This is a genomic window from Klebsiella sp. SYXHC3 (genome assembly GCF_057196925.1).
Window position 1 is genome coordinate 47,241 of record NZ_JBXUNG010000011.1, and the last position, 25,032, is coordinate 72,272.

General features: G+C 58.0%; 20 protein-coding genes. 19 read left to right on the forward strand and 1 reads right to left on the reverse strand.

The annotated features are described in order from the left end of the window. The first annotated feature begins 105 nt into the window (after nucleotides 1-105). From iscS to sseB, 9 genes are all read left to right on the forward strand, one after another. A complete protein-coding gene (gene iscS, locus AC2CGP_RS20855) occupies nucleotides 106-1,320 on the forward strand; it encodes a cysteine desulfurase (protein WP_015370315.1) in 1,215 nt (404 codons plus the stop codon). A 26-nt stretch (nucleotides 1,321-1,346) separates the two neighbouring features. Continuing rightward, nucleotides 1,347-1,733 (forward strand): Fe-S cluster assembly scaffold IscU, encoded by a 387-nt coding sequence (iscU, locus tag AC2CGP_RS20860; RefSeq protein ID WP_004866383.1) that lies wholly within the window; start codon nucleotides 1,347-1,349, stop codon nucleotides 1,731-1,733. 19 nt (nucleotides 1,734-1,752) lie between these two features. After that, complete coding sequence (iscA, locus tag AC2CGP_RS20865; protein WP_012540868.1) at nucleotides 1,753-2,076, forward strand: iron-sulfur cluster assembly protein IscA; 324 nt, start codon at nucleotides 1,753-1,755, stop codon at nucleotides 2,074-2,076. A gap of 74 nt (nucleotides 2,077-2,150) precedes the next feature. Next, the gene (hscB, locus tag AC2CGP_RS20870; RefSeq protein ID WP_012540869.1) at nucleotides 2,151-2,666 is read left to right on the forward strand and encodes a co-chaperone HscB; all 516 of its coding nucleotides are present in this window, start codon (nucleotides 2,151-2,153) and stop codon (nucleotides 2,664-2,666) included. Between the two features lie 15 nt (nucleotides 2,667-2,681). Next, entirely contained in the window at nucleotides 2,682-4,532 is a 1,851-nt protein-coding gene (hscA, locus tag AC2CGP_RS20875; RefSeq protein WP_126033427.1) for a Fe-S protein assembly chaperone HscA, read from the forward strand. Nucleotide 4,533: 1 nt separating this feature from the next. Beyond that, complete coding sequence (gene fdx, locus AC2CGP_RS20880; protein ID WP_015703170.1) at nucleotides 4,534-4,869, forward strand: ISC system 2Fe-2S type ferredoxin; 336 nt, start codon at nucleotides 4,534-4,536, stop codon at nucleotides 4,867-4,869. A 1-nt stretch (nucleotide 4,870) separates the two neighbouring features. Further along, entirely contained in the window at nucleotides 4,871-5,071 is a 201-nt protein-coding gene (iscX, locus tag AC2CGP_RS20885) for a Fe-S cluster assembly protein IscX (protein WP_002913954.1), read from the forward strand. A gap of 71 nt (nucleotides 5,072-5,142) precedes the next feature. Further along, nucleotides 5,143-6,429: an aminopeptidase PepB gene (gene pepB / locus AC2CGP_RS20890; RefSeq protein ID WP_015370317.1), complete on the forward strand. Its 1,287-nt coding sequence runs from the start codon at nucleotides 5,143-5,145 to the stop codon at nucleotides 6,427-6,429. 84 nt (nucleotides 6,430-6,513) lie between these two features. Beyond that, nucleotides 6,514-7,290, forward strand: coding sequence for an enhanced serine sensitivity protein SseB (sseB, locus tag AC2CGP_RS20895; protein ID WP_015370318.1), 777 nt, complete (start codon nucleotides 6,514-6,516; stop codon nucleotides 7,288-7,290). Nucleotides 7,291-7,333: 43 nt separating this feature from the next. On the opposite strand, the gene sseA is transcribed toward sseB, so the two are convergent. Beyond that, the gene (sseA, locus tag AC2CGP_RS20900; RefSeq protein WP_213759842.1) at nucleotides 7,334-8,182 is read right to left on the reverse strand and encodes a 3-mercaptopyruvate sulfurtransferase; all 849 of its coding nucleotides are present in this window, start codon (nucleotides 8,180-8,182) and stop codon (nucleotides 7,334-7,336) included. A 204-nt stretch (nucleotides 8,183-8,386) separates the two neighbouring features. Between sseA and AC2CGP_RS20905 the strand changes: the two genes are divergently transcribed. From AC2CGP_RS20905 to der, 10 genes are all read left to right on the forward strand, one after another. Then, entirely contained in the window at nucleotides 8,387-13,330 is a 4,944-nt protein-coding gene (locus AC2CGP_RS20905) for an alpha-2-macroglobulin family protein (protein WP_484502450.1), read from the forward strand. Then, nucleotides 13,331-15,655 (forward strand): peptidoglycan glycosyltransferase PbpC, encoded by a 2,325-nt coding sequence (pbpC, locus tag AC2CGP_RS20910; protein WP_015370321.1) that lies wholly within the window; start codon nucleotides 13,331-13,333, stop codon nucleotides 15,653-15,655. 160 nt (nucleotides 15,656-15,815) lie between these two features. Next, entirely contained in the window at nucleotides 15,816-16,247 is a 432-nt protein-coding gene (gene ndk, locus AC2CGP_RS20915) for a nucleoside-diphosphate kinase (RefSeq protein ID WP_004866348.1), read from the forward strand. A gap of 289 nt (nucleotides 16,248-16,536) precedes the next feature. After that, nucleotides 16,537-17,703, forward strand: coding sequence for a dual-specificity RNA methyltransferase RlmN (gene rlmN, locus AC2CGP_RS20920; RefSeq protein ID WP_015370322.1), 1,167 nt, complete (start codon nucleotides 16,537-16,539; stop codon nucleotides 17,701-17,703). A 274-nt stretch (nucleotides 17,704-17,977) separates the two neighbouring features. Then, the gene (gene rodZ, locus AC2CGP_RS20925) at nucleotides 17,978-18,976 is read left to right on the forward strand and encodes a cytoskeleton protein RodZ (RefSeq protein WP_015370323.1); all 999 of its coding nucleotides are present in this window, start codon (nucleotides 17,978-17,980) and stop codon (nucleotides 18,974-18,976) included. A 26-nt stretch (nucleotides 18,977-19,002) separates the two neighbouring features. Next, nucleotides 19,003-20,124 (forward strand): flavodoxin-dependent (E)-4-hydroxy-3-methylbut-2-enyl-diphosphate synthase, encoded by a 1,122-nt coding sequence (gene ispG, locus AC2CGP_RS20930; RefSeq protein WP_015370324.1) that lies wholly within the window; start codon nucleotides 19,003-19,005, stop codon nucleotides 20,122-20,124. An 89-nt stretch (nucleotides 20,125-20,213) separates the two neighbouring features. Beyond that, nucleotides 20,214-21,488, forward strand: a complete 1,275-nt coding sequence (gene hisS, locus AC2CGP_RS20935; RefSeq protein ID WP_045386955.1) for a histidine--tRNA ligase — start codon at nucleotides 20,214-20,216, stop codon at nucleotides 21,486-21,488. 34 nt (nucleotides 21,489-21,522) lie between these two features. Continuing rightward, on the forward strand, nucleotides 21,523-22,143 hold the full coding sequence (locus AC2CGP_RS20940) for a YfgM family protein (protein WP_020078181.1): 621 nt from the start codon (nucleotides 21,523-21,525) through the stop codon (nucleotides 22,141-22,143). Nucleotides 22,144-22,153: 10 nt separating this feature from the next. Next, complete coding sequence (gene bamB / locus AC2CGP_RS20945) at nucleotides 22,154-23,332, forward strand: outer membrane protein assembly factor BamB (RefSeq protein ID WP_015370327.1); 1,179 nt, start codon at nucleotides 22,154-22,156, stop codon at nucleotides 23,330-23,332. 113 nt (nucleotides 23,333-23,445) lie between these two features. Beyond that, on the forward strand, nucleotides 23,446-24,924 hold the full coding sequence (gene der / locus AC2CGP_RS20950) for a ribosome biogenesis GTPase Der (protein WP_015370328.1): 1,479 nt from the start codon (nucleotides 23,446-23,448) through the stop codon (nucleotides 24,922-24,924). Nucleotides 24,925-25,032: the final 108 nt, after the last annotated feature.

Consider the following 25,032-nt stretch of genomic DNA (forward strand, 5'->3'; position numbering starts at 1 on the left):
ATTTTCAGAATCAGGCCGGGATGTTGAGACATCTCGTGTACTCGGTCGTACATCAAGCCGGTTGCCTGGTTCCTTGCATTGAGTGATGTACGGAGTTTAAGAGCAATGAAATTACCGATTTACCTCGATTACTCCGCAACAACGCCGGTGGACCCGCGTGTTGCCGAGAAAATGATGCAGTTCCTGACCCTGGACGGGACCTTTGGTAACCCGGCCTCACGTTCTCACCGTTTCGGTTGGCAGGCTGAAGAGGCGGTAGATATCGCCCGTAATCAGATTGCCGAACTGGTCGGCGCCGATCCGCGCGAAATCGTCTTTACCTCCGGCGCAACGGAATCCGATAACCTGGCGATTAAAGGTGCAGCCAACTTTTATCAGAAAAAAGGCAAGCACATCATCACCAGCAAAACCGAGCATAAAGCGGTGCTGGATACCTGCCGTCAGCTCGAGCGCGAAGGTTTTGAAGTGACCTACCTTGCTCCGCAGAGCAACGGTATTATCGATCTGAAAGAGCTGGAAGCGGCGATGCGTGACGACACCATCCTGGTTTCCATTATGCACGTGAACAACGAAATCGGCGTGGTGCAGGATATCGCTACCATCGGCGAAATGTGCCGCGCCCGCGGTATCATTTACCACGTTGACGCCACCCAGAGCGTGGGCAAACTGCCTATCGATCTGAGCCAGCTGAAAGTTGACCTGATGTCCTTCTCCGGTCACAAAATTTATGGCCCGAAAGGTATCGGCGCGCTGTACGTACGCCGTAAGCCGCGTATCCGCATCGAAGCGCAGATGCACGGCGGCGGTCACGAGCGCGGCATGCGTTCTGGCACCCTGCCTGTCCACCAGATCGTCGGTATGGGCGAAGCTTACCGTATCGCCAAAGAAGAGATGGAAAGCGAAATGGCGCGCCTGCGCGGCCTGCGTGACCGTCTGTGGAACGGCGTGAAAGATATGGAAGAAGTCTATCTGAATGGCGACCTTGAGCAGGGCGCGCCGAACATTCTTAACGTCAGCTTCAACTATGTTGAAGGCGAGTCGCTGATTATGGCGCTGAAAGACCTGGCGGTTTCCTCCGGTTCAGCCTGTACTTCCGCGAGCCTTGAGCCATCCTACGTGCTGCGCGCGTTAGGCATGACTGATGAACTGGCGCACAGTTCTATTCGTTTCTCTTTAGGTCGTTTCACTACCGAAGAAGAGATTGACTACACCATCAATCTGGTTCGTAACTCCATCGGCCGTCTGCGCGACCTTTCTCCACTGTGGGAAATGTTCAAACAGGGCGTGGATCTGAACAGCATTGAATGGTCACATCACTAATTCGGCACCGATAAGGAGAATTCAACATGGCATACAGCGAAAAAGTCATCGATCATTACGAAAACCCGCGCAACGTCGGCTCCTTCGACAACAGCGACGACAGCGTCGGTAGCGGTATGGTTGGCGCGCCGGCGTGCGGCGACGTCATGAAGTTGCAGATTAAAGTCAACAATGAAGGTATCATTGAAGACGCGCGCTTCAAGACCTATGGCTGCGGTTCCGCTATCGCTTCCAGCTCCCTGGTCACCGAGTGGGTGAAAGGTAAATCTCTGGACGAAGCGCAGGCTATCAAGAACACCGATATCGCCGATGAACTGGAACTGCCGCCGGTGAAAATTCACTGCTCTATCCTGGCGGAAGACGCGATTAAAGCCGCGATTGCGGATTACAAAAGCAAACGTGAAGCAAAATAATTAAGAGTTGAGGTTTGTTATGTCGATTACCTTAAGCGACAGTGCAGCAGCGCGAGTCAATTCCTTCCTGGCGAACCGCGGTAAAGGCTTTGGCCTGCGTCTGGGGGTAAGAACCTCCGGCTGTTCAGGCATGGCTTATGTACTGGAATTTGTTGACGAGCCGGCGGCAGAAGACACCGTGTTTGAAGACAAAGGCGTGAAAGTCGTGATCGACGGCAAGAGCCTGCAATTCCTCGACGGCACTCAACTGGACTTCGTCAAAGAAGGTCTCAACGAAGGGTTCAAATTTACCAACCCGAACGTGAAAGATGAGTGCGGTTGCGGCGAAAGCTTTAACGTATAATCGGTAATCCCCAACCCCACCGCGGTCACGCCGCGCGTGGGGTTTTAGTTTAGATGCATGACCCTGAGGTTACTATGGACTATTTCACCCTCTTCGGGTTACCAGCCAGCTATACCCTCTCGCTCGAACAACTGGCTGTCCGGTATCAGGATCTGCAGCGCCAGTACCATCCGGATAAATTCGCCAGCGCGCCCGCTGCGGAACAGCTGGCTGCGGTTCAGCACTCCGCCACCATTAACCAGGCCTGGCAGACTCTGCGTCATCCGCTGACCCGTGCGGAATATCTCCTTTCGCTGCACGGCTTTGACCTCGCCAGCGAGCAGCACACCGTCCGCGACACCGCGTTCCTGATGGAGCAGCTGGAATTGCGCGAAGAGCTCGATGAAATCGGCCAGGCGAAAGACGAAGCGCGGCTGGAAGCTTTTATCAAACGGGTAAAAGCGCTGTTTGATACCCGCCATCAACTGATGGTTGAACAATTGCAAAACGAGACCTGGGATGCGGCGGCTGATACTGTACGCAAGCTCCGTTTTCTCGATAAACTGCGCAGCAGTGCTGAAGAACTCGAAGAAAAACTGCTCGATTTTTAATTTTCGGAAGCAATTATGGCCCTATTACAAATTAGTGAGCCTGGTCTGAGCGCCGCGCCGCATCAGCGTCGATTGGCGGCAGGTATCGACCTTGGCACCACCAATTCTCTGGTTGCTACCGTGCGTAGCGGCCAGGCCGAAACTCTGCCCGATCATCAAGGCCGCTACCTGCTGCCGTCGGTCGTGAACTACCACGCCTCGGGGCTGACCGTCGGCTATGAAGCCCGGCTGAATGCCGCTCAGGATCCGGTGAACACCATCAGCTCGGTGAAGCGAATGATGGGGCGTTCCCTCGCCGATATTCAAACCCGCTATCCGCATCTGCCGTATCAGCTGCAGGCCAGCGAAAATGGACTGCCGATGCTCCAGACCGCCGGCGGCTTACTGAACCCGGTGCGGGTCTCCGCCGATATCCTCAAAGCGCTGGCCGCTCGCGCCACTGAAGCGCTGGCGGGCGATCTCGACGGCGTGGTCATTACCGTTCCGGCCTATTTCGATGATGCTCAGCGTCAGGGAACCAAAGACGCGGCGCGTCTGGCGGGCCTGCACGTGCTGCGTCTGCTCAATGAGCCGACCGCGGCGGCTATCGCTTACGGCCTCGATTCCGGCCAGGAAGGGGTGATTGCGGTTTACGATCTCGGCGGCGGTACCTTTGATATCTCCATTCTGCGCTTAAGCCGCGGGGTGTTTGAAGTGCTGGCGACCGGCGGCGATTCCGCTCTCGGCGGCGATGATTTCGACCATCTGCTGGCCGACTATCTGCGCGAGCAGGCAGGTCTCCGCGACCGTAGCGATAACCGCCTGCAGCGTGAGCTGCTGGATGCCGCCATTGCGGCGAAAATCGCCTTGAGCGATGCCGACGTGGCGCACGTTGAGGTCGGCGGCTGGCAGGGCGATATCACCCGTAGCCAGTTTAACGATCTGATTGCCCCACTGGTAAAACGTACTCTGATGGCCTGCCGTCGCGCGCTGAAAGACGCCGGCGTTGAAGCGCAAGAAGTGCTGGAAGTGGTGATGGTTGGCGGCTCCACCCGCGTGCCGTTGGTGCGTGAGCGCGTTGGCGAATTCTTTGGCCGTACCCCGCTGACCTCTATCGACCCGGACAAAGTCGTCGCCATTGGCGCGGCGATTCAGGCGGATATTCTGGTCGGCAACAAACCGGACAGTGAACTGCTGCTGCTTGATGTTATCCCGCTGTCGCTTGGGCTGGAAACCATGGGCGGCCTGGTAGAGAAAGTGATCCCGCGTAATACCACCATTCCGGTGGCCCGGGCGCAGGAGTTTACCACTTTCAAAGATGGCCAAACGGCGATGTCTATTCACGTGATGCAGGGCGAACGTGAGCTGGTGCAGGATTGCCGCTCCCTGGCGCGTTTTGCGCTGCGCGGTATCCCGGCGCTGCCGGCGGGCGGGGCGCATATTCGCGTGACCTTCCAGGTTGATGCCGACGGTCTGCTGAGCGTCACGGCGATGGAGAAATCGACCGGCGTGGAAGCCTCAATCCAGGTGAAACCGTCTTACGGCCTGACCGACGGCGAAATCGCCAACATGATTAAAGATTCGATGAGCTACGCCGAACAGGATATTCAGGCGCGTATGCTGGCTGAACAGAAAGTCGAAGCCGCTCGCGTACTGGAGAGCTTGGAAAGCGCGCTGGCCGCCGACGCCGCGCTGTTAAGCGCCGCAGAGCGTCAGGTTATCGATGCCGCCGCGGAGCAGGTTCGCACCGCCGCGGCAGGCGAAGATGCCGACGCGATTAAAGAAGCCATTAAAAATATCGACACACAAACCCAGGAATTCGCCGCACGCCGCATGGACCAGTCGGTCCGCGCTGCGCTGAAAGGCCAATCCGTGGACGAGGTTTAAAATGCCAAAAATTGTTTTTCTGCCCCACCAGGACCTGTGCCCGGATGGCGTAGTTGTGGAAGCTGAGAGCGGTGAAACCATTCTGGATGCGGCGCTGCGTAGCGGTATCGAGATTGAACACGCCTGTGAGAAATCCTGTGCCTGCACCACCTGCCACTGCATCGTGCGTGAAGGTTTTGACTCGCTGGCGGAAAGTAGCGAAGATGAAGACGACATGCTGGATAAAGCCTGGGGGCTGGAACCTGACAGCCGTCTGAGCTGTCAGGCGCGCGTCACCAACGAAGATCTGGTCGTTGAGATCCCGCGTTACACCATCAACCACGCACGCGAGCACTAATATGGCACTGAAATGGACCGACAGTCGCGAAATCGGCGAAGCCTTGTATGACGCTTACCCGGATCTCGACCCGAAAACCGTTCGCTTCACCGATATGCATCAGTGGATTTGCGACCTGGAAGAGTTCGATGACGACCCAAACGCATCCAATGAAAAAATTCTGGAGGCGATTCTGCTAGTCTGGTTAGACGAAGCCGAATAATTTTCGCCTCAAGCGGAAAAATTTTAACGGGCTGCCATAGGGTGGCCCGTTTGCTAATAAGGATAAAGATAATGACCGAAGCCATGAAGATTACGCTTTCTACTCTGCCTGCCGATGCGCGCTGGGGAGAAAAAGCGACCTGGAGTATCAATAACGACGGTATCGCCTTACATCTCAACGGTAAAGACGACCTGGGGTTAATCCAGCGCGCGGCGCGCAAAATTGACGGCATGGGGATCAAGCACGTCGCCCTGAGCGGCGAAGGCTGGAACACCGATCGCGCCTGGGCCTTTTGGGCCGGCTATAAAGGGCCGAAAGGTCAGCGCCAGGTCGAATGGCCAACCCTGGACGACGCGCAGCGCAGCGAGCTGGATAACCGTCTGACGATCATCGATTGGGTTCGCGACACCATCAACGCGCCGGCAGAAGAGCTGGGGCCAGAACAGCTGGCGCAGCGCGCCGTCGATCTGCTGTGCGGCGTGGCGGGCGAAAAGGTCAGCTATCGCATCACCAAAGGCGAAGATCTGCGCGAGCAGAACTATCTTGGCCTGCATACCGTTGGCCGCGGCTCCGAGCGCCCGCCGGTCCTGCTGGCGCTGGACTACAACCCGACCGGCGATAAAGACGCGCCGGTATACGCCTGTCTGGTCGGCAAAGGCATCACCTTCGACTCCGGCGGCTACAGCATCAAGCAAAGCGCCTTTATGGATTCGATGAAATCCGACATGGGCGGTGCGGCCACCGTGACGGGCGCGCTGGCTTTCGCCATTACCCGCGGTCTGAACAAACGTGTGAAGCTGTTCCTGTGCTGCGCGGATAACCTGATTAGCGGCAACGCTTTCAAGCTTGGCGATATCATTCATTACCGCAACGGTAAAACCGTTGAAATCATGAACACCGACGCCGAAGGTCGCCTGGTGCTGGCGGATGGCCTGATCGACGCCTCGGCGCAGAAGCCGCAGCTGATCATCGATGCCGCCACTCTGACCGGTGCGGCGAAAACGGCGTTGGGTAACGACTACCACGCGCTGTTTAGCTTTGACGACGCGCTGGCGAATCGTCTGCTGGCGAGCGCGCAGGCGGAAAATGAAGCCTTCTGGCGTCTGCCGCTGGCCGAATTCCACCGCAACCAGCTGCCGTCTAACTTCGCTGAACTGAACAACACCGGTAGTGCGGCGTATCCGGCCGGCGCCAGCACCGCGGCGGGATTCCTGTCCCACTTCGTGGAAAACTACCACCAGGGCTGGCTGCATATCGACTGCTCTGCGACTTACCGTAAAGCTGCGGTTGAACAGTGGTCGGCGGGTGCGACTGGCCTTGGCGTGCGCACTATCGCTAATCTGCTAACGGCTGAGTAATGGCCTTGCCGGGTGGCGCTACGCTTACCCGGCCAGGAAAACCGTAAGCCCGCGCGGACGGGCGATTTTTGAAGTAGCGAATCTATGTCTGATACTAAAAATGAATTAGAAACTCTGCTGGAGAAGGCGGCGACCGAGCCTGCCCATCGTCCGGCATTTTTCACCGCGCTGCTTGAGGCCACCGTGTGGGTGCCGGGTAGCGCGGCTGACGGCGAGCAGATTGTCGAAGATAGCGCCCTCGATCTACAGCATTGGGAAAAAGAAGACGGCACGTCGGTTATTCCGTTCTTTACCTCGCTGGAGGCGCTGCAGCAGGCGGTAGAAGACGAACAGGCTTTCGTGATGATGCCCGCCCGCACGCTGATGGCGATGACGCTGGGCGAATCGCTGTTCCTCAACCCGAAGCTGCCGAGCGGCAAAGAATTTACCCCGCGGGAAATCAGCCATCTGCTGGGTGAAGAGGGCAGTCCGCTCAGTACCCAGACGGTACTGGAAGGCGGTGAAGCGCTGCTGCTGTCTGAAGTCGCCGAACCGCCGGCGCAGATGGTGGATTCGCTGACCACGCTGTTCAAAACGCTGAAGACCGTCAAGCGGGCGTTTCTGTGCTCGATTAAAGAGAGCGCCGACGCGCCGGCTAACTTGTTGATCGGGATTGAAGCGGAAGGAGATATTGAATCCATTATCCAAACCACCGGCAGCGTGGCCACCGATACCTTGCCAGGCGATGAACCTATCGATATTTGCCAGGTGGTAGAAGGCGAGAAGGGCATCAGCCACTTTATGATTGCCCATATTACGCCGTTCTATGAAAAACGTTGGGGCAGCTTCCTGCGCGATTTCAAACAGAACCGGATTATTTAAAGCCTGCCGGGTAGGGCGCAGCCACTACCCGGATATTTTACCTTTACTGCGCCGGCTCGATCGGCAAATCCGTTCTCGCTCCCCATTCACTCCACGAGCCATCGTACAGGCACACGCCGTTGACGCCGAGGGTGGTCAACGCCAGTACCACTACTGCCGCCGTTACCCCGGAACCGCAGCTGGCGATAATCGGTCGGGCAAAATCAACGCCCTGACGCTTAAAGATATCGTTCATCTCATCAACGGTTTTCAGTTCGCCATTAATCACCAGCTCGGTCCACGGGACGTTAAGCGCGCCGGGGATATGCCCGCGGCGTAAGCCTGGACGCGGTTCATCCGCCAGCCCGTTAAAACGCGCCGCCGGACGGGCATCAACGATCTGCGCCGATCCTTCGTGGCTGACCAGCAGTACATCGGTTAAGCGTTTGATCACCTCCGGATCGAAGTTCACCTCAAATTCGCCTTCCAGCAGGTCGGGTTCGCCTTTCTCCAGCGGCAATTCATCACGGCGCCAGCCTTCGAGGCCGCCGGCGACAATTGACACTTTTTCGACGCCGAAGGTACGTAGCATCCACCAGGCGCGCGGCGCTGAGAACAGATTGCCTTCATCATAAACCACCAGGTGCTTATCGCTGTTGACGCCAAGCTCGCGCATCGCCACGGCGAAGGTTTCCGCACGCGGCATCATATGCGGCAGCGGGCTGGTGTGGTCAGACAGCGCTTCGATATCAAAAAAAACCGCGCCGGGGATATGCCCGTCGCGGTATTCCGCCGCCATATCGCGCAGCGCTTCCTGACCCGCCGGCGCCATCCGCGCATCAAGAATTTGAATCTGCGGGTCATCAATATGTTCCGCCAGCCAGTCGGCCGCAACAAAGAATGAGGTGGACATGAGTGCCTCCGTTTTATTATCGATCAATGAATTGTCGGCGTTTTATAAAGGGCTGACAAGTTAAGGTCGCGGGAGTGGGGAGGTGGTCACGTAGTTTCCCGATTCATCGGTGGTTTCTATGCTGGTAGCTGTTGAGAATCGCCGCGATGACGCATAATAGAACGTTATTGATTGCATCAGGCTCTGGGCCGAGGGGTTAGAAGGATGAAACCATTTCGTTTAGCGGCGCTATCGTTAGCGCTCCTTACCGCGCTCTCATTAAGCGGCTGCGATAACAGCGGTGAACCACAGGCCGTATCGGCGGCCGATAAAGGCGCCGCCGATAGCGCGAAAAAGCCGGATAGCGCGCAGCTGGCGACGTTAAAAGAAAAAAGCCAGGGCAAGGCTTTGACGTTGCTCGACGCTTCTGAAGTGCAGCTAGATGGCGCAGCGACGCTGGTGCTGACCTTCTCCATTCCGCTCAAACCGGATCAGGATTTCTCCCACAGCGTGCATCTGGTCGATAAGAAAAGCGGCAAGGTTGACGGCGCGTGGGAGCTGGCGCCGAATCTCAAAGAGCTGCGTCTGCGCCACCTCGAGCCAAAGCGTGAATTGATCGTCACCGTTGACCCAACGCTCATTGCCCTCAATGACGCCACCCTCGGCAGCCCTTTTGAAAAAACCATCGCTACTCGCGATATCGCGCCGAGCGTCGGTTTCGCCAGCCGCGGTTCGCTGCTGCCGGGGAAAGTGGTCGCCGGGCTGCCAGTGATGGCGCTGAACGTCGACAATGTCGATGTTAATTTCTTCCGTATCAAGCCGGAATCACTCTCGGCCTTCGTCAGTCAGTGGGAATACCGGAACTCGTTAAGCAATTGGGAATCTGACGAAATGTTGAAGATGGCCGATCTGGTTTACAGCGGGCGCTTCGATCTCAACCCGGCGCGTAATACCCGTGAAAAGCTGCTGCTGCCGCTTAACGACATCAAGCCGCTCCAGCAGCCAGGCGTCTATGTGGCGGTGATGAACCCGGCCGGTCATTATAGCTACAGTAACGCGGCAACGCTGTTCACCCTCAGCGATATCGGCGTCTCGGCGCATCGCTACCACAACCGGCTCGATGTCTTCACCCAGAGCCTCGAAAATGGCGCCGCGCAGTCGGGAATTGAAGTGCAATTGCTAAACGCCAAAGGGCAGACGCTGGCGCAGGCGAAAAGCGATAGCCAGGGTCATGTTACTCTGCAAACCGATAAAGAGGCGGCGCTGCTGCTGGCGCGAAAAGACGGGCAGACTACGCTGCTTGACCTTAAACTGCCGGCGCTGGATCTGGCGGAATTCTCCATCGCTGGCGCCCCTGGCTTCAGTAAACAGTTCTTTATGTTTGGCCCGCGCGATCTCTATCGCCCGGGGGAAACGGTTATCCTTAACGCGCTGTTGCGCGACGGCGATGGAAAACCGCTGGCGGAGCAGCCGGTGAAGCTGGAAGTGGTGCAGCCGGATGGCCAGGTGATTCGCTCTGTGATGAGCAAACCGGTCAATGGCCTGTATCAGTTTACTTATCCGCTCGACAGCGGCGCCGCCACCGGTATGTGGCACATTCGCGCCAGCACCGGCGATAATCAACCCCGCGAGTGGGATTTCCACGTCGAAGACTTTATGCCCGAACGCATGGCGCTGAATCTGACGCCGCAGGCCGCGCCTATCGCCCCGGATGCCGACGTCGCCTTTAGCGTCAGCGGCGCCTATCTTTACGGCGCGCCGGCCAGCGGCAATCAGCTGCAGGGCAAACTGTTCCTGCGTCCGCTACGCGATGCCGTCGCCGCGCTGCCGGGCTTCCAGTTCGGCGATATCGCGGAAGAAAACCTCTCCCGTAGCCTCGATGAAGTCCAGCTGACGCTGGATGAAAAAGGCCATGGCGAAGTGACCACCGCGAGCCAGTGGCAGGATAGCCATTCGCCGCTGCAGGTCGTGTTGCAGGCTAGCCTGCTGGAATCCGGCGGCCGTCCGGTGAGCCGTACCGTACAGCAGCCGATCTGGCCTGCCGAGGCGCTGCCGGGGATCCGTCCGCAATTTACGCTGAAGGACGTTTACGACTACCGCACCGATACCACGGTGAAACAGCCGGTAGTCGATGAAAACAGTAACGCCGCGTTTGACATCGTCTATGCCGATGCCAAAGGCGAGAAAAAAGCGGTCTCCGGTCTGCAGGTGCGGCTGATCCGCGAGCGTCGCGACTACTACTGGAACTGGTCCGATAGCGAAGGCTGGCAGTCGCAGTTCGATCAAAAAGATCTGCAGGAGGGCGAGGAGTCCCTGGATTTGCAGGCCGGGCAGATAGGTAAAGTGAGTTTCCCGGTAGAGTGGGGCTCGTATCGTCTGGAGGTGAAAGGGCCGGATGACGTTGTCAGCAGCGTGCGCTTCTGGGCGGGCTATAGCTGGCAGGATAACAGCGAAGGCGCCGGCGCGGCGCGTCCTGACCGCGTAACGATGAAGCTCGACAAACCAGGCTATAAACCGGGCGACACCATCAAGCTGCATATTGCCGCCCCGGCCGCGGGTAAAGGCTACGCGATGGTCGAATCCAGCGAAGGGCCGCTGTGGTGGCAGGAAATTGACGTCCCGGCGGAGGGTATGGATCTGTCTATTCCGGTCGATAAAGCCTGGAATCGCCACGATCTCTACCTCAGCACGTTGGTGGTTCGCCCCGGCGATAAATCGCGATCGGCGACGCCGAAACGCGCGGTCGGCCTGCTGCATCTGCCGCTGGGTGATGAAAACCGCCGTCTGTCTCTGGCGCTGGAGGCGCCGGAGAAAATGCGCCCGAATCAGCCGTTGACGGTGAAAGTGAAGGCCAGCGTTAAAGAGGGCGAGGTGCCGAAACAGGTTAACGTTCTGCTCTCGGCGGTGGATAGCGGGGTGCTGAATATTACCGATTACGCCACGCCGGATCCATGGAACGCTTTCTTCGGCCAGAAACGTTACGGCGCGGATATTTATGACATCTACGGCCAGGTAATCGAAGGGCAGGGGCGTTTAGCCAACCTGCGCTTCGGCGGCGATGGCGACGAGTTAAAACGCGGCGGCAAACCGCCGGTTAATCACGTGACGATCGTCGCCCAGCAGGCGCAGCCGGTAGTGTTGGACGATCGGGGTGAAGGCTCGGTGACATTACCCATCGGCGATTTTAACGGCGAGCTGCGGGTGATGGCGCAGGCGTGGACGGCAGACGACTTCGGCAGCAGCGAAGATAAAGTGGTGGTAGCCGCCCCGGTTATCGCGGAACTAAATACCCCACGTTTCCTCGCCAGCGGCGACGCCACGCGTCTGGCGCTGGATCTCAGCAATCTGACCGACAAACCGCAAACCCTGCAGGTACATCTTACCGCCAGCGGGTTGGTCACGTTGACCGAGGGCCAACTGCCGCCGGTACAGTTGGCGCCGGGCGCGCGCAGCACGCTGTTTGTGCCGGTGACCGCGTTAGCGGGGTTCGGCGATGGTCAGGTCAACGCCACTATCAGCGGTCTGAGCCTGCCGGGCGAAACCTTCGCGCCGCTGCAAAAACAGTGGAAAATCGGCGTACGTCCGGCATTCCCGGCACAGACCGTCAATAGCGGCGCGGTGCTACAACCTGGCGAAAGCTGGCAGGCGCCGGCGGCGCAGAGTCAGGGGTTTGCCCCGCAAACGCTGCAGGGCCAACTGCTGCTCAGCGGTAAACCGCCGTTGAATCTCGCCCGCTATATTCGCGAGCTGAAAGCCTATCCTTATGGCTGCCTTGAGCAGACCGCCAGCGGCCTGTTCCCTTCTCTGTACACCAGCGCGGCGCAGCTAAAAGCGCTGGGCATCAGCGGCGATAGCGATGAGAAACGCCGCGCGGCGGTCGATGTTGGTATCTCGCGCCTGCTGCAGATGCAGCTGGAAAATGGCGGCTTTGCGCTATGGGATAAAGCCGGCCCGGAAGAGTACTGGTTGACCGCCTACGCCATGGACTTCCTCGTCCGCGCGGGTGAGCAGGGCTATAGCGTGCCGGTCAACGCGATTAATAAGGGCAACGAGCGCCTGCTGCGCTATCTACAGGAACCGGGTTTGATGACCGTGCGCTACAGCGACGATGCCCAGGCCAGCCGTTTTGCCGCTCAGGCATATGCCGCGCTGGTGCTGGCGCGCCAGCAAAAAGCGCCGCTCGGCGCCTTGCGTGAAATCTGGAGCCGTCACGAACAGGCGCGTTCTGGATTGCCGCTGCTGCAACTCGGTATTGCGCTGAAAACCATGGGGGATGCGCCGCGCGGCGCAGAGGCCATGAAGCTGGCGGTTACCACGCCGCGCCAGGATGAGAATCGCTGGCTGGGCGATTACGGCAGCCAACTTCGCGATGATGCGCTGAAGCTGGCGCTGCTGGAAGAGAATAAGCTGCTGCCAGAGGTGCAAAACCAGCTGTTGAGCAGCTTGTCGGAAGAGGACTTCGGTCAGCGCTGGCTGTCGACGCAGGAAACCAACGCGCTGTTCCTTGCCGGGCGTACGCTTGCCGACCTGCCGGGCAACTGGCAGGCGCAAACCTCGCTGCAGGCGGAGCCGCTTGCCAGCGACAAAGCGCAAACCCGCAATCTCGACGGCGATCGGCTGGCGGCGCTGCAGGTGACGAATACCGGCAATCAGCCGCTGTGGCTGCGCCTCGATAGCAGCGGTTATCCGCAAAGCGCGCCACAGCCGGGCGGCAACGTGTTGGGGATTGAACGTGCTATTTTCGATACCCACGGTCAGCAGAAATCGCTGACTTCGCTGCGCAGCGGCGAACTGGTGCTGGTCAAGCTGGAGGTGACCGCCAAACGTAACGTTCCTGACGCGCTGGTGGTCGATCTGCTGCCGGCGGGACTTGAGCTGGAAAACCAGAACCTGGCTAATAGCAGCGCCAGCCTGCAGGAGAATGGCGAAGCGGTACAAAACCTGCTTAACCAGATGCAGCAGGCGGATATTCAGCATATCGAGTTCCGCGATGACCGCTTTGTCGCCGCCGTCGCCATCAATGAAGGTCAGCCGGTGACGCTGGTCTATCTGGCGCGGGCGGTGACGCCGGGCACCTATCAGGTTCCGCAACCGCAGGTGGAGTCGATGTATGTACCGCAGTGGCGGGCGACCGTAACGGCCAGCGGCCCGCTTACCGTTACGCCGTAAATGCGCGCATTACCTCGCATAAAACGCCGCTGGCGCTGGCTGGCGGCGTTTATTTTTCTGCTGTGGTTAGCGGTGCTGCTGGCCGATCGTCTGTGGCCGCTGCCGCTGCATGAAGTCACCCCCGCCCGCGTGGTGGTAGCGGAAGACGGCACGCCGCTCTGGCGCTTTGCCGATGCGCAGGGCGTCTGGCGTTATCCGGTCACCATCGCCGACGTTTCGCCGCGCTATCTGCAGGCGCTCATTCAGTATGAAGACCGCTGGTTCTGGAAACATCCGGGGGTCAATCCCTTCGCGGTGCTGCGTGCCGCCTGGCAGGATCTCACTTCCGGGCGGGTGATTTCTGGCGGCAGCACGCTCACCATGCAGGTCGCGCGTCTGCTCGACCCTCATCCGCGCACCTTCGGTGGCAAGCTACGCCAGCTATGGCGGGCGCTGCAGCTGGAGTGGCATCTGTCAAAAAGCGAAATTCTTACCCTGTATCTGAACCGCGCGCCGTTTGGCGGCACCCTGCAGGGGATCGGCGCGGCCAGCTGGGCTTATCTTGGTAAACCGCCCGCTCAGCTTAGCTACGGCGAGGCGGCGCTACTGGCCGTGCTGCCGCAGGCGCCGAGCCGTTTACGCCCGGACCGCTGGCCGCAGCGGGCGCAGGCGGCTCGCGATAAGGTGCTGGAGAGGATGCTCAGCCAGGGCGTCTGGCCGCAACGAGCGGTACAGGAAGCGATGGAAGAGCCGGTGTGGCTTTTTCCGCGGCAGATGCCGCAGCTGGCGCCGCTGTTTGCGCGCCGGGTGCTGGCGACAAGCGGTGATGAAAAGGTGACGACAACGCTCGATGCCGGGCTCCAGCGGCAGCTTGAAGATCTGGCGATGAACTGGAAATCACGTCTGCCGCCGCGCAGCTCACTGGCGATTGTCGTCGTCGATCACACCGATATGAAAGTCCGCGGCTGGGTGGGATCGGCGGATATCCGCGATGATAGCCGCTTCGGCCACATTGATATGGTCTCGGCGGTGCGCTCGCCGGGGTCGGTGCTGAAACCCTTTATCTACGCGATGGCGATGGATGACGGGCTGATTCACCCGGCATCGCTATTACAGGATGTGCCACGGCGCTTTAGCGATTATCGTCCAGGTAATTTCGACAGCGGGTTTCATGGCCCGGTGAGCGCCAGCGAGGCTCTGGTGCGTTCGTTGAATCTCCCGGCGGTGCAGGTGCTCGAAGCCTATGGACCAAAACGCTTTGCGGCTAATTTACGCAATGCCGGGCTCCCTCTGATGCTACCCGCCGGCGCCGAACCGAATCTGTCGCTGATCCTCGGCGGCGCCGGAGCGAGGCTGGAAGATATTGTCGCGGCATATGGCGCCTTCGCCCGCCATGGCAAGGCGGCGCGGCTGCGCATGAAGCCCGACGACCCGCTGGTGGAAAGGGCGCTAATGTCGCCAGGCGCGGCGTGGATCACCCGGCGGATATTGGCAGGCGAAGCCCAGCCATTACCCGATGCGTCGCTGCCGCAGGCGGTGCCGCTGGCGTGGAAAACCGGTACCAGCTACGGTTATCGCGATGCGTGGGCGGTAGGCCTCAACGCGCGTTATTTGATTGGCATCTGGACCGGACGGCCAGACGGTACGCCGGTGGTGGGGCAGTTTGGTTTTGCCAGCGCCGTGCCGCTGTTAAACCAGGTCAATAATATGCTGCTGGCGCGTCCGTTAATGAGCCGCGGCGGGCTGCCGGTCGACCCGCGTCCGCAGTCGGTGAGCCGCGGCACTGTCTGCTGGCCCGGCGGGCAGGATCTGCCGGTTGGCGATAGTAACTGCCGCAGGCGTTTAGCCAGCTGGCTTCTGGACGCCAGCCAGCCGCCGACGCTGCTGCTACCGGGTCAGGAGGGCGTGCGCGGTATCCGCTTCCCGGTCTGGCGTAACGCAGCAGGAGAAAGGGTCGCCGCGGATTGTCCGGGCGCGACAGAAACTTCTGTTGATGTCTGGCCGCTGCCGCTGGAACCCTGGCTGCCGGTTAGCGAGCGCCGCCGGGCGCGGCTGGGTACGGCATCGAAGGCGTGTCCGCCGCTGCAGACTCAGGATGCCGCGCCGCTGGTGCTTTCCGGCATCCGCGAAGGCGCAGTGATAAAACGACTGCCGGGCGAGGCGCGGGTGATGTTACCCGTACAAACGAGCGGTGGGGAAGGGCGACGCTGGTGGTTTATTAACGGCGAACCATTAGAGGCAACAGGCGTAAGAACGACAATTACGCTAGATAAACCCGGCGAGTGGCAACTGGTGGTAATGGATGAGGCAGGGCAAACGGCGGCCGCTAATTTCACCCTACAATAAACAGGGTAAATCTGTTGTTGGCGGTTTGTGTTGCTAATACTCATCTTATTTTAACAAAATGTTACCTTCGTCCGTAGGCATCGCCGACGTTGCTCATTATAATGCGCGCCAGGCCATACGATCGTATGTGCAACAACAGAACATTTAATTAGAGGTAATCATGGCTATTGAACGTACTTTTTCCATCATCAAACCAAACGCGGTGGCAAAAAACGTTATTGGCAGCATCTTTTCTCGCTTTGAAGCTGCAGGGTTCAAAATCGTCGGCACCAAAATGCTGCATCTGACCGTTGAGCAGGCTCGCGGTTTCTATGCTGAGCACGAAGGTCGTCCGTTCTTTGACGGTCTGGTTGAGTTCATGACCTCCGGCCCGATCGTGGTTTCCGTACTGGAAGGCGAAAACGCGGTTCAGCGTCACCGTGACCTGCTGGGCGCCACCAACCCGGACAACGCCCTGGCCGGTACCCTGCGCGCTGACTACGCTGACAGCTTCACCGAGAACGGCACCCACGGTTCCGACTCTGTAGAATCCGCTGCTCGCGAAATCGCGTTCTTCTTTGCTGAAGGCGAGGTTTGCCCGCGCACTCGCTAATCCTCGTCGTCTTTTGACCGTCGCGGCGTTGGCTGCGCGCGTTCACCCCGGTCACATAGTTATCTATGCTCCCGGGGATTCACTAGCTTGCCGCCTTGCGACAATCGAAAAGCCTTAGAGGATTAAGTACGCAGCAACAGATTTTTTCATCATTGACTGCGTGTAGGCATGGCTTCTATGCGTCAGAATTTGTAGAATATAGCGCCCCCGGACGAGCAGTCGCTCTCCGGGGCGTTTCTTTTTCAACCCACCTGGGGCCATAACGTGTAATAACGAGGCCGGAAAAATTATGTCTGAACAAATTGTCACACCTGATACCGCCGCTCTGACGGTGCCGAATAAAGATGCCAAAATCAACCTGCTGGATTTAAACCGTCAGCAGATGCGCGAGTTTTTCAAAAACATGGGCGAGAAGCCTTTCCGCGCCGATCAGGTGATGAAATGGATGTATCACTACTGCTGCGATGACTTTGATGAAATGACCGACATCAACAAAGTCCTGCGCGGCAAACTGAAGGAAGTCGCCGAGATCCGTGCGCCGGAAGTCGTTGAAGAGCAGCGCTCCAGCGACGGCACCATTAAGTGGGCGATTGCCGTTGGCGATCAGCGCGTTGAAACGGTATACATCCCGGAAGAAGACCGCGCCACGCTGTGCGTCTCTTCACAGGTTGGCTGTGCGCTGGAATGTAAATTCTGCTCCACCGCTCAGCAAGGCTTCAACCGTAACCTGCGCGTTTCCGAAATTATTGGCCAGGTCTGGCGCGCGGCGAAAATCGTCGGCGCGGTGAAGACTACCGGCGTGCGTCCAATTACCAACGTGGTAATGATGGGCATGGGCGAGCCGCTGCTGAACCTCAACAACGTCGTTCCGGCGATGGAAATCATGCTGGATGACTTCGGTTTTGGTCTCTCCAAACGCCGCGTGACCTTGTCTACCTCCGGCGTGGTGCCGGCGCTGGATAAACTCGGCGACATGATCGACGTTGCGCTGGCGATTTCTCTGCACGCGCCGAACGACACCATCCGCGACGAAATTGTACCGATTAACAAAAAGTACAATATTGAGACCTTCCTGAACTCGGTGCGCGGCTATATTTCGAAGTCCAACGCCAACCAGGGTCGTGTGACTATCGAGTACGTCATGCTGGATCACGTCAACGACGGTACCGAGCACGCCCATGAACTGGCGGCGCTGCTGAAAGATACGCCGTGCAAGATCAACCTGATCCCATGGAATCCGTTCCCGGGCGCGCCGTACGGCCGTAGTTCTAACAGCCGTATCGATCGTTTCTCCAAAGTGCTGATGGAATATGGTTTCACCACCATCGTGCGTAAAACCCGCGGCGACGATATCGATGCTGCCTGCGGCCAGCTGGCGGGCGACGTAATCGACCGTACCAAACGTACGCTGCGTAAGCGTATGCAGGGCGAAGCGATCGACGTGAAAGCCGTCTGATAAGTTATGCAGCGCACAGCTTTCGCTGCGCGCTGCATAAATATGTCGAATTGCCAGGCGAAATACGCTGATTCGGTTAATAATTACGGTGCGTTTTTGTCGACTTTGAGGCAGTATGTAGCGGTACAACAACCGCTTAGCATTCAATATTGATAAGTCTCTGTGATAGTCGCCCGGACAGCCTTATACTGTCGGTTGACGTTGAGCAGTGTCTCGCGGCGCAGGCTCTTTCCCGCGCTGAACTTTAAATTTCACGTACCAGTAGTTGTAGCGAATGAATACTGAAGCCACTCAAGACCATCAAGAAGCAAACTCTACGGGCGCGCGCCTGCGTAACGCCCGCGAACAACTCGGACTCAGCCAGCAAGCGGTGGCTGAACGCTTATGCCTGAAGGTTTCCACGGTTCGTGATATTGAAGAAGATAAGGCGCCAGCCGATCTCGCTTCGACCTTCCTGCGTGGCTATATCCGTTCCTACGCTCGCCTCGTACATATTCCGGAAGAAGAACTGCTGCCGATGATGGCGAAGCAAGCGCCGATTCGCGCCGCCAAAGTGGCGCCGATGCAGAGCTTCTCGCTGGGTAAACGTCGCAAAAAACGCGACGGTTGGCTGATGAGCTTTACCTGGCTGATTTTGTTTGTGGTTATCGGCCTGAGCGGCGCATGGTGGTGGCAAGACCACAAAGCGCAGCAGGAAGAGATCACCAGCATGGCCGATCAATCCACCAGCGATCTGAACAGTAGCGATAGCGGCAGCCAGTCAATTCCGCTGGATACCAGCTCGGCGAATAACGCGCCGGATACGACGGCAGCCAATGCCAATAGCGCGCCGGTCGATACCTCCACCGCACCTGCGCCAAGCGCGCCAGCGGCGACCTCCGCGCCGGTGGATAACAACGCCGTGGTCGCTCCTTCGCAGGCTAACGTTGATACCGCCGCCGCCGCGCCGGCTGCGCCAGCCCCGACCTCCGCATTGCCGACCGATCAGGCGAATGCCGCGACGACGGCTTCCGCTCAGGATCTGGTGATGAACTTTAGCGCCGATTGCTGGCTGGAAGTGAGCGATGCGACCGGTAAGAAACTGTTCAGCGGCCTGCAGCGTAAAGGCGGGAACCTGAACCTGAGCGGTCAGGCGCCGTATAAGCTGAAAATCGGCGCCCCGGCTGCGGTACAAATTCAGTATCTGGGCAAACCAGTCGATTTGAGTCGTTTTATCAGAACTAACCAGGTTGCGCGTCTGACCCTTAATGCCGAACAATCACCGGCGCAGTAACAGACGGGTAACGCGGGAGATTTTTCATGCATAACCAGGCTCCAATTCAACGTAGAAAGTCCAAACGCATTTACGTTGGTAATGTGCCGATTGGCGATGGGGCTCCCATCGCCGTACAGTCGATGACCAATACTCGCACCACTGATGTGGCCGCGACGGTAAATCAAATCAAAGCGCTGGAGCGCGTAGGCGCGGACATCGTCCGCGTTTCCGTCCCGACGATGGACGCAGCGGAAGCTTTCAAGCTCATCAAACAGCAGGTCAATGTCCCGCTGGTCGCCGATATCCACTTTGACTACCGTATCGCGCTGAAAGTCGCTGAATATGGCGTTGATTGCCTGCGCATCAACCCAGGCAACATTGGTAACGAAGAGCGTATCCGCATGGTTGTGGACTGCGCGCGCGACAAAAACATTCCTATCCGCATCGGCGTCAACGCCGGTTCGCTGGAAAAAGATCTGCAGGAAAAATACGGCGAGCCGACGCCGCAGGCGCTGTTAGAGTCCGCCATGCGTCACGTCGATCATCTCGATCGTTTGAACTTCGATCAGTTCAAAGTTAGCGTAAAAGCCTCAGATGTCTTCCTCGCTGTTGAATCCTATCGTCTGTTGGCGAAGCAGATCGATCAACCGCTGCATCTCGGGATCACCGAAGCCGGCGGCGCGCGTAGCGGCGCGGTAAAATCCGCGATCGGTTTAGGTCTGCTGCTGTCTGAAGGGATCGGCGATACCCTGCGCGTGTCGCTGGCCGCCGACCCGGTGGAAGAGATCAAAGTTGGCTTCGATATCCTGAAGTCGCTGCGCATCCGTTCTCGCGGTATTAACTTTATCGCTTGCCCGACCTGCTCGCGTCAGGAGTTTGACGTCATCGGTACGGTGAACGCGCTGGAGCAGCGTCTGGAAGATATCATCACTCCGATGGATGTTTCGATCATCGGCTGTGTGGTTAACGGCCCTGGCGAAGCGCTGGTTTCCACTCTCGGCGTCACCGGCGGCAACAAGAAAAGCGGCCTGTACGAAGACGGCGTTCGCAAAGACCGACTGGACAACAACGACATGATTGACCAGCTGGAAGCGCGTATCCGTGCGAAAGCCACCATGCTGGATGAAGCGCGTCGTATTGAAGTTCAGCAGGTTGAAGCAAAATAACGTGTTGGGAAGCAATACGCTTCCCGTGTATGATTGAACCTGCGGGCGCAAGGCGCCGGGGTTCATTTTTATATATAAAGAGAATAAACGTGGCAAAGAACATTCAAGCCATCCGTGGCATGAACGATTATCTGCCGGGCGAAACCGCTCTCTGGCAGCGCATTGAAGGCTCACTGAAGCAGGTGCTCGGTAGCTACGGTTACAGCGAAATTCGTTTGCCGATTGTAGAGCAGACCCCGTTATTCAAACGCGCGATCGGCGAAGTGACCGACGTGGTTGAAAAAGAGATGTATACCTTCGAAGACCGCAATGGCGATAGCCTGACGCTGCGTCCGGAAGGAACGGCGGGCTGCGTACGTGCCGGCATCGAACATGGTCTGCTGTACAATCAAGAACAGCGTCTGTGGTACGTGGGGCCGATGTTCCGCCACGAGCGTCCGCAGAAAGGGCGCTACCGTCAGTTCCATCAGATTGGCGCGGAAGTCTTTGGCCTGCAGGGCCCGGATATCGACGCTGAGCTTATCATGTTGACCGCGCGCTGGTGGCGCGAGCTGGGCATTTCCGATCATGTCAGCCTTGAGCTGAACTCCATCGGTTCGCTGGAGGCGCGTGCCGCCTATCGCGACGCGCTGGTTGCCTATCTGGAACAATTTAAAGATAAGCTTGATGAAGACTGCAAACGCCGCATGTATACCAATCCGCTGCGCGTGCTGGACTCTAAAAATCCGGAAGTGCAGTCGCTGCTGAACGATGCGCCGGCGCTGGGCGATTATCTGGACGACGAGTCCAAAGAACACTTCGCCGGTCTGTGCGCGCTGCTCGACGCCGCTGGAATTCGCTATACCGTCAACCAGCGCCTGGTGCGCGGGCTCGACTATTACAATCGCACCGTATTTGAGTGGGTCACGACCAGCCTCGGTTCGCAGGGTACCGTCTGCGCCGGCGGCCGTTATGACGGTCTGGTAGAGCAGCTTGGCGGACGCGCAACGCCGGGCGTTGGCTTTGCGATGGGCCTGGAACGTCTTGTTTTACTGGTTCAGGCAGTCAATCCGGAATTTAAAGCCGATCCTGTTGTCGATATATACCTGGTAGCCTCCGGTACCGATACTCAGTCCGCAGCAATGCGTCTGGCTGAGCAGGTTCGCGATGCGCTGCCCGGCGTTAAGCTGATGACTAACCACGGCGGCGGTAACTTTAAGAAGCAGTTCGCCCGCGCTGACAAGTGGGGCGCGCGCGTCGCGCTGGTGGTCGGTGAGTCAGAAATTGCTGACGGAAACGTGGTAGTGAAGGATTTACGCTCAGGTGAGCAAACTACCGTAACGCAGGATTGCGTTGCCGCGCATTTGCGCACACTTCTGGGTTAATTTCCCGGAAACTATTAGTCAGGAGAAGGACTGCGTGGAAACTTTCAACAACGAAAACGAGCAGGTCGACGCCCTCAAGCGTTTCTTTGCCGAGAACGGTAAAGCGCTGGCCGTCGGGGTGATTTTAGGGATCGGCGCGCTGGTTGGCTGGCGCTACTGGACTTCCCATCAGCTGGATTCGGCCCGGGATTCCTCTCTGGCCTATGAGAATGCCATTTCCGCACTGAAGTCAGATTCGCCTGAAACCCTGACCGCAGCGGAGAAATTCGCCGCCGACAGCAAAAACACCTATGGCGCGTTCGCATCGCTGGAGCTCGCGCAGCGTCTGGTCGATAAAAACGATCTGCAGGGCGCGGAGAAGCAGCTGCAACAAGGGCTGGCGGCCGCCTCTGACGATAACCTGAAATCGGTTATCAATATGCGTCTGGCCCGCGTACAGCTGCAGCTTAAGCAGCCGGATGCGGCGCTGAAAACCCTGGAAGGCATTAAAGGCGAAGGCTGGACCGCTATCGTTGCCGATTTGCGCGGTGAAATTCTGCTGAGCAAAGGCGACAAGCAGGGTGCCCGCGCGGCCTGGGAAGCAGGCGTGAAAAGCGATGCATCGCCAGCGCTCAGCGAAATGATGCGTATGAAAATAAATAATTTGTCCATCTGAGAGGGACTCGATGCAATTGCGTAAATTACTTTTGCCAGGGCTGCTTTCCGTCACCTTACTGAGCGGTTGCTCGCTGTTTAACAGCGAAGAAGATGTGGTGAAAATGTCACCGCTGCCGACGGTGGAAAACCAGTTTACGCCGTCCACGTCCTGGAGCACTTCAGTTGGCGATGGTATCGGTGATTTCTATTCCAACCTGCACCCGGCCTTTGCCGACGGCGTTGTGTATGCGGCTGACCGTAAAGGCACCGTGAAAGCGCTGCACGCTGAAGACGGTAAAGAAGTCTGGTCGGTGAACCTGGCGGAAAAAGACGGCTGGTTCTCGCGCGCTCCGGCGCTGCTCTCCGGCGGGCTGACCGTTTCCGGCGGCCACGTTTATGTTGGTACTGAAAAGGCGCAGCTGTTCGCGCTGAATACCAGCGACGGTACCGTCGCGTGGCAGAGCCGTGTGGCGGGTGAAGCGATTTCTCGTCCGGTCGTTAGCGATGGCATGGTACTGGTGCATACCAGCAACGGTCAGCTGCAGGCGCTGAACGAAACCGACGGCGCGGTAAAATGGACCGTGAACCTGGACATGCCTGCGCTCTCCCTGCGCGGTGAGTCCGCTCCGGCCACCGCTTATGGCGCGGCGATTGTTGGTGGCGACAACGGTCGCGTCAGCGCCGTGCTGATGCAGCAGGGGCAGATGATTTGGCAGCAGCGTATTTCTACGGCCACCGGCCCGACTGAAATCGACCGTCTGAACGACGTTGACACCACGCCGGTTATCGTTAATGGCGTTGTTTATACGTTGGCCTATAATGGCAACCTGACCGCGCTGGATCTGCGCAGCGGCCAGATTATCTGGAAACGCGAACTGGGTTCTGTGAACGATTTCATCGTTGACGGTGACCGTATCTATCTGGTCGATCAGAATGACCGTCTGCTGGCGCTAACCACCGATGGCGGCGTAACGCTGTGGACCCAGAGCGATCTGCTGCACCGTCTGCTGACTTCTCCGGCGCTGTATAACGGCAGCCTGGTGGTAGGCGACAGCGAAGGTTACATGCACTGGATTAATCCGGAAGATGGCCACTTTGTGGCGCAGCAGAAAGTCGATAGCTCCGGTTTCCTGACCGACCCGGTTATCGCCGACGGTCGCCTGCTTATCCAGGCCAAAGACGGTACGCTGTATTCGATCACGCGTTAACTCGCGCGGTAGTATCGCTTTAATAAACGGCTCCTGACAGACAGGGGCCGTTTTGACTTTTTAAAAAACCTCGTAAAATGAGGTTGTATTGCAATTTGTATGAGGCATTTAACATGATACCTGTGGTCGCGCTTGTCGGGCGCCCTAACGTTGGAAAATCCACGCTCTTCAACCGCTTAACGCGCACTCGTGACGCGTTGGTCGCGGATTTCCCGGGGCTGACTCGCGACCGTAAGTACGGTCGTGCTGAAGTGGAAGGCCGCGAATTTATCTGTATCGATACCGGCGGTATCGACGGTACGGAAGAAGGCGTGGAAACCCGGATGGCGGAACAGTCTCTGCTGGCGATTGAAGAGGCCGACGTGGTGCTGTTTATGGTTGATGCGCGCGCGGGCCTGATGCCGGCGGATTCCGCGATCGCCAAACATCTGCGTTCTCGAGAAAAACCGACCTTCCTGGTGGCGAACAAAACCGACGGCATCGACGTCGATCAGGCGATGGCCGACTTCTGGTCGCTGGGGCTGGGCGATATTTATCCGATCGCCGCTTCGCATGGTCGCGGTGTTACCAGCCTGCTGGAACACGTGCTGCTACCGTGGGTAGATGAGGTTAATCCGCAGGAAGAAGTGGATGAAGACGCCGCCTACTGGGCGCAGTTTGAAGCCGAGCAAAACGGCGAAGAAGTTGAAGAACCGGAAGACGACTTCAACCCGCAAGATCTCCCGATTAAGCTGGCGATCGTCGGCCGCCCGAACGTCGGTAAGTCAACGCTGACTAACCGCATTCTCGGCGAAGACCGTGTGGTGGTCTACGATATGCCAGGCACTACCCGCGACAGTATCTACATCCCGATGCAGCGCGATGAACGCGAATATGTGCTGATCGATACCGCCGGCGTGCGTAAGCGCGGCAAAATTACCGATGTCGTGGAGAAATTCTCAGTCATCAAGACGCTGCAGGCGATTGAAGACGCCAACGTGGTGATGCTGGTCATTGATGCCCGTGAAGGTATCTCCGATCAGGATCTGTCGCTGCTGGGCTTTATCCTTAACAGCGGTCGTTCCCTGGTTATCGTGGTCAACAAATGGGATGGCCTGAGCCAGGAAGTGAGAGAGCAGGTGAAAGAAACCCTCGACTTCCGTCTGGGCTTCATCGACTTCGCCCGCGTGCACTTTATCTCCGCTCTGCACGGCAGCGGCGTCGGCAACCTGTTCGAATCGGTGCGCGAAGCTTACGACAGCGCCACCCGTCGCGTGGGTACCGCCATGCTGACCCGCATTATGACCATGGCAGCAGAAGACCATCAGCCGCCGCTGGTACGCGGTCGCCGCGTGAAGCTGAAGTATGCGCACGCCGGCGGTTATAACCCGCCGATCGTGGTGATTCACGGCAACCAGGTGAAAGACCTGCCTGATTCCTATAAGCGTTACCTGATGAACTACTTCCGTAAATCCCTGGATGTCATGGGTACGCCGATCCGTATTCAGTTCAAGGAAGGGGAAAACCCGTTTGCCAATAAACGCAATACCCTGACGCCGAACCAGATGCGTAAGCGTAAGCGCTTGATTAAGCATATCAAGAAAAGTAAATAATGCAGAAACCCGCCGCTGGCGGGTTTTTTTTATCTACCCTATTCAACGCTTCGCGGGTCAGCAACGCTGACGTATGACGTGATAAACTCATGCTATTCATTATGAGAA